Genomic DNA, 5,436 nt, shown 5'->3' on the forward strand with positions numbered 1-5,436 from the left:
ACGGCCCGGGCCCGGGCCTGGGCGGCGCTCAAATCAAGGTGGGTCGTGATCGTCTCGGTGAGTTGCCGGCCAACTGTGTAGAGCGGATTCAGCGACGTCAGCGGATCCTGGAAGACAGCGCCGATCTCCTTGCCGCGGATACGGCGCATCTGCTCGTAAGGCAGGTTGTCGATGCGCCGGCCCGCGAGCCTGATCTCGCCGGCGGCGATGCGGCCCGGCGGGTCCAGCAGGCCAATGATGGCCGCACCGGTCAGCGACTTGCCGGCGCCGGATTCGCCGACGACGCCAAGGATCTCACCGGGAGCGATCGAGAAAGAGATGTCGTCCAGCGCCAACAACGTGCCGCGGCGGGTCGGGAACTCCACCCGCAGGTGGCTGACTTCAAGCAAAGGGACAGTCATCGCAGACGGGGGTTGAGCGCGTCACGCAGCCAGTCGCCCAGCAGGTTCACACTGAGCGTGATCAGCACCAGCGTCAGGCTGGGCCAGGCGGTGATCCACCATTCGCCCGAGAACAGGTAGTCATTGCCATTGCGGATCAGCGTACCCAGGGACGGGCTGGTCGCCGGCACGCCGACGCCGAGAAAGGACAGGGTCGCCTCGGCAATGATGGCCGACGCGATCTGGATGGTGGCCAACACCAGCACCGGCCCGAGCACATTGGGCAGCACATGGCGACGCATGATGCGCAGCGAGCCGACGCCGATGACGCGAGCGGCCTGCACGTACTCCTTGTTGCGCTCCACCAGCGTCGAGCCGCGCACGGTGCGTGCGTACTGCACCCAGCCCGTCAGCGCAATCGCCAGCACGAGGACGACGAAGGCCAGCATGTCGGGAGCGTGCGGGAAGAGGCTGCGGCCGACGCCGCTGATCATCAGCGCGACGAGGATGGACGGGAAGGACAGCATCACATCGCAGATGCGCATGATGAAGGCGTCCGTGCGGCCGCCAACGAAGCCCGCCAGCAGGCCCAGGCTGACGCCGATCAGGATGGACAGCAGCACCGAGGCGATGCCGACGAGCAGCGAGATGCGCGCGCCGTACATCAGCGCGGACAGAATGTCGCGGCCCTGGCCGTCCGTGCCGAGCCGGTACCTGGCTTCGCCGCCATCGACCCAGGCCGGCGGCTTGAGCGAGTCCATCAGTTCCAGCGTCGCCAGGTCGAAAGGGTTGTGCGGCGCCACAAGCTCCGCAAACAGCGCGCAGACAAGGCAGACCAGCGCAATGGCGGCGGCCAGCATCGCGACCGGCGAGTTCCGAAAGGAATGCCAGACGTCGCCGTCGAAGAAGCCGCGCAGCGCGGATGCCGACGGGGTGGAGTTGGGATTGGCGTCGACTGCCATGGTCAATGTGCTTTGCCCTCAACGCGCAGGCGCGGATCGACGGCGAAATAGAGGAGGTCAACGCCCAGATTGATGACGACGAAGATCAGCGAGATCAGGCAGAGATAGGCGGCCATCACGGGGATGTCGGCGAACTGCACGGCCTGGATGAAGAGCAGGCCCATGCCGGGCCACTGGAAGACCTGCTCKGTGATGATGGCAAAGGCAATCAATGAGCCGAGTTGCAGGCCGGTGATCGTGATGACGGGCACCAGCGTGTTCTTCAATGCATGGCCGAAGTAGACGCTGCGGTCCGTCAGGCCGCGGGCGCGGGCAAAGCGGATGTAGTCGGTGCGCAGCACCTCCAACATCTCGGCGCGCACGAGCCGCATGATCAGCGTCAGTTGGAAGGCCGACAGCGTGAAGGCCGGCAAGACGAGGTGCAGCAGGCCGTCGCGCGTCAGCAGGCCCGAAGTCCACGCTCCAAGGGCAACGACTTCGCCGCGGCCGAAGCTCGGCAGCCATTTGAGTTCGACCGCGAAGATCCAGATCAGCACGATGCCGATGACGAAATTGGGCAGGCTGACACCGAACAGCGTGCCCGTCATCAGCAGTTGCGCGCTTGCCTTGCCGCGGCGCAGCGCCGCATAGACGCCCAGCGGAATGCCCAGGCCGAGCGCAATCAGGCCGGCGACGAGAGCGAGCTCCAGCGTCGCCGGGAAGCGTTCGACGATGAGGCTTGAAACCTTGCGGCCCTGGCGCAGGCTGATGCCGAATTCGCCCTGGGCCGCGTTGACCGCGAAGCGCGCGAATTGCACGGGAAAGGGCTGATCCAGGCCCAGATCCTTGCGCAAGGCGATGCGCTGCTCCTCGGTCGCATCCTGGCCCAGCAGATTCGTGACCGGGTCGCCCACGTACTGAAACAGCATGAAGGCGATGAAGGCGACCGTCAGCATGACGACGAGAGCCTGGACAAGGCGGCGAAGGATGAAGACCAGCATGAAGACTTTGAAGCGAGCGCGTCTTTGCGCGGCGCGAAGGCGGGATCATGGCGAAGTGCGGGGGCCGGGGCTTCCCGGGAAAGCCCTAGCTCCGCGAGCCTGAGCCGCCAATGAAAACGGGCCGCTTTCGCGGCCCGTCGAGACGCCTCGCGAGGCCGAAGCCCCGCATCGGCATCAGAAGCGGTGACGCAGACCGACCATCGCGCCGCCACGCTTGCCAGCGCCGTTCAGGAACAGCACCTCGCCCTTGAGCTTGGTGTAGTCCATTTCCAGGTAGGCGTCGGTGCGCTTGGAGAACGCGTAGTCGAGGACGACGGCGAAGAAGTTAGCCTTGGACTTGGTGTTGGCGTTCGTCGAGAAACCGCCAGGCGCCGCTGCAAAGGCCGCACTGAACGGGCCCAGGTTCTGGACCGTGCCGTAGTGCGTTTGTTCGGTCAGCCAGGCATTGGCGCCGATGTTCAGCTGAGGCGTCAACTGATAGGTCGCGCCGAACATGATCATGGTGCGCTTCTTGATGTCAGCCGCATCGCCATTGAAGATGTTCGCGCCCAAGATACCGCCGGTATAGGCTGTACGCGTCGCCAGGGCGATATTGGCCGGGCCGCCGGCGGCGGTCGAGGCCGCGAAAGCTGCGGGGCTGCTCAGGCTCAACAGCGTGAAGGGGTTTTCGAACTTGTTCTCGCCCCACGACGCATGCAGGTAGAGCGGGCCATTCGTGTACGAGCCGCCGAGGACGGTCGCCTTGATCTTCTTGCCGGTCTGCTCGGTCGCTTGCAGATATGCGGCGCCCGCGCCGAACTTACCGTCGTTGTAGCGAACCAAGCCGCCGACGGTCTTGTTCGGGAAAGCCGCGGCAGCGCCCGATTGACCTTCACCGGCGCTCACCTGGACTTCGGCATAGAAGCTGCCAAACTGGGCCAGGTACTTGACCATGTTGTCCTGACGCGCGGCCATGGACATGCCGATTTCGGGCTTGTACGCCTCGATATACGGCGAGTAGCGGAAGGATGCGAAGGTCGACGTGTAGACGTCGAACAGGATGTTGTATTGACGACCGAGGCGGATCTGGCCCAGGTCACTGGACTGCAGGCCAACCCAGGCTTGACGCCAGAAATCGGAAGTAGAGGCGGCAGCGCCGGTATCCGAACTGAGGCGATGCTCCATGTTCACCAGAGCCTTGAGACCGCCGCCCATGTCTTCCACGACATTCACGCCCAGACGGCTTTGCGACATGCCGCCAGGGATCAACTGCTTTGGTGCAGCTCCAGGATTGACGTTGGTGGTGTAACGCGCGGCAGCGTCCACGATGCCGTACAGGGTCACGGTGGACTGGGCCCAAGCGGAAGAGGTGCAAGCGGCCAGAGCGGCAACTGCCAGAGTGGCTTTTTTCATCAAGGTTGTCTCCTGCGAAGAAAAGTGAACTTTTTGATTCTCAGTGATGCGCCCTGCCATAACGCGAGCTCTGTTGTTGATTTCCCACAGCAATTCCCCTGTCCCGCATGGGACAAAAGAAAAGCCGCCCGAAGGCGGCTTGGCTGATTTCGCTGCGGCCGAGAGGCCGCTCGACATCAGAAGCTGTGACGAACACCGACATCGTAGCCGGTGGACTTCAGGCCGTTGGAGGTCGCTGCAGGAGCGCCGCCGACGGCGAAGCGCGCAGCGCCGCTGTTCTTCAGCTGCGAGAACGTCGTGTACAGCGCGGTACGCTTGGACAGGTTGTAGATGTAGCCAGCCGCGAACAGCTTCGCATCGCCGATGGCGGTGTAGCCCGCGACGGCCGTCTCGGCGCCAGCATTGGCCTTGGCGTCCGTGAACGAGGCCCACAGTTGACCCTGGCCAAGCGGTGCCGTCACGGCAGCCGTCAGGATCTGCTGCTTGCGCGACAGGTACTTGGACTCCGTGTAGGACAGCGACGGGCGAATCACGCCGAAGTCGTAGGCTGCACCGATCGAGGTCAGCTTGAACTTGCTGCTGTCACCCGCGTTGGACGTGCTGGCATAGGCGCCCGACACGTGCAGGGGACCCTGCTTATAGCCCAGACGAACGGACTGGCCCTTGTTCGTGTCCACGCCTTCACCAGCCGAGATGTCCACACCGCCGTAGAAGCCGCCGAGATTGGCCGGCAGGGAATACGAGACGAGGTTGTCAGCACGGCCGAAAGACGTACCGTTGCCGCTGCCCAGGTTGCTGTACAGCACGCTGACGCTGCCCAGGCCGGTGAATGCGGACGGGTCGAAGTCTTCGACGTGCAGGCGCGAGACGGTCTTGTTGCGGCCGAGGCGCACTTCACCGAAGTCGCCGCTCAGGCTGACCGTGGCGCGGCGCCCCCAGAAGGCGCTACCGCCACCAGCGACACCGGTGTCGGTGTCGACTTGGGATTCCAGCCAGAAGCCAGCCTTCAGGCCGCCGCCCAGATCTTCGGTGCCACGCACGCCGAAACGGCTGGTGTTCAGACCGCTGGAGTCCAACTTCTTCACCGTGAGACCGCCGGTCTTGACGTACTTCAGGTCGGCATCAATGACGCCAAACAGAGTGACGGACGATTGCGCGACGGCAGCGCCGCCGGTCAGACCGAGGACGGCCAAGGCAATCAGAGCTTTCTTCATTCGATACTCCTAGGTATTCATCCGAGTCGCCGAGCGAACAGGCCACAGCGACTTACCTCCTATGAGGAAGTGCGCGTATTCCACTACAGGTTTGAGATGCTGGGGAATTCACGGATATGAAATTATGTGTTGTCGTTGCCGATCCACAACGCCGCCCCAGATTCACCATTTCTTCATCGAAACATTGCTTAACTGAATGCAACCTCGAGCAAGCAATTCACATCGTCGTGATCTGGACTTTCGGGACAGGTTGATCAGCGCGCTCGACGCCGGGCTTCGCACCGTGTTCGTGCCCACCCGCGCCACCCGCCAGTCGCCGTCGGCGGCCCAGTCGCCCGTAGAGCTAGATACGGCCGACAAGCAATCCGCGGCAGCGCTGATGCGCGTCAATCACGTCGGTGAAATCTGCGCCCAGGCGCTTTACCAGTCACAGGCGCTGTTCAGCCGCAACGAGCAGCTGCGGCGGCACTTCGAACAAGCCGCCCAGGAAGAACTGGATCACCTCGCC

The 5,436-nt window shown here is 63.7% G+C and carries 6 protein-coding genes; 1 reads left to right on the forward strand and 5 read right to left on the reverse strand.

The features are described 5' to 3' along the window. The 5 genes from ACXJKR_RS22995 to ACXJKR_RS23015 all read right to left on the reverse strand — a co-directional run. Nucleotides 1-401 (reverse strand): ATP-binding cassette domain-containing protein (locus ACXJKR_RS22995; protein WP_457324781.1); only part of this gene is annotated, 401 nt, incomplete at its 3' end. Then, entirely contained in the window at nucleotides 398-1,342 is a 945-nt protein-coding gene (locus ACXJKR_RS23000) for an ABC transporter permease (RefSeq protein ID WP_457324782.1), read from the reverse strand. The genes ACXJKR_RS23000 and ACXJKR_RS22995, both read right to left, overlap by 4 nt. Before the next feature lie 2 nt (nucleotides 1,343-1,344). Further along, on the reverse strand, nucleotides 1,345-2,322 hold the full coding sequence (locus ACXJKR_RS23005; protein ID WP_056203270.1) for an ABC transporter permease: 978 nt from the start codon (nucleotides 2,320-2,322) through the stop codon (nucleotides 1,345-1,347). A gap of 174 nt (nucleotides 2,323-2,496) precedes the next feature. Then, nucleotides 2,497-3,891 (reverse strand): porin, encoded by a 1,395-nt coding sequence (locus ACXJKR_RS23010; RefSeq protein ID WP_457324783.1) that lies wholly within the window; start codon nucleotides 3,889-3,891, stop codon nucleotides 2,497-2,499. Further along, entirely contained in the window at nucleotides 3,891-4,928 is a 1,038-nt protein-coding gene (locus ACXJKR_RS23015; protein WP_056203264.1) for a porin, read from the reverse strand. Before ACXJKR_RS23015 ends, ACXJKR_RS23010 begins: the two co-directional genes overlap by 1 nt. Nucleotides 4,929-5,178: 250 nt before the next feature. On the opposite strand from ACXJKR_RS23015, the gene ACXJKR_RS23020 reads away from it, so the two are divergent. Then, the coding region (locus tag ACXJKR_RS23020; RefSeq protein WP_457324784.1) for a demethoxyubiquinone hydroxylase family protein at nucleotides 5,179-5,436 on the forward strand (258 nt) is incomplete at its 3' end.

Source organism: Roseateles sp. P5_E11, assembly GCF_054049355.1.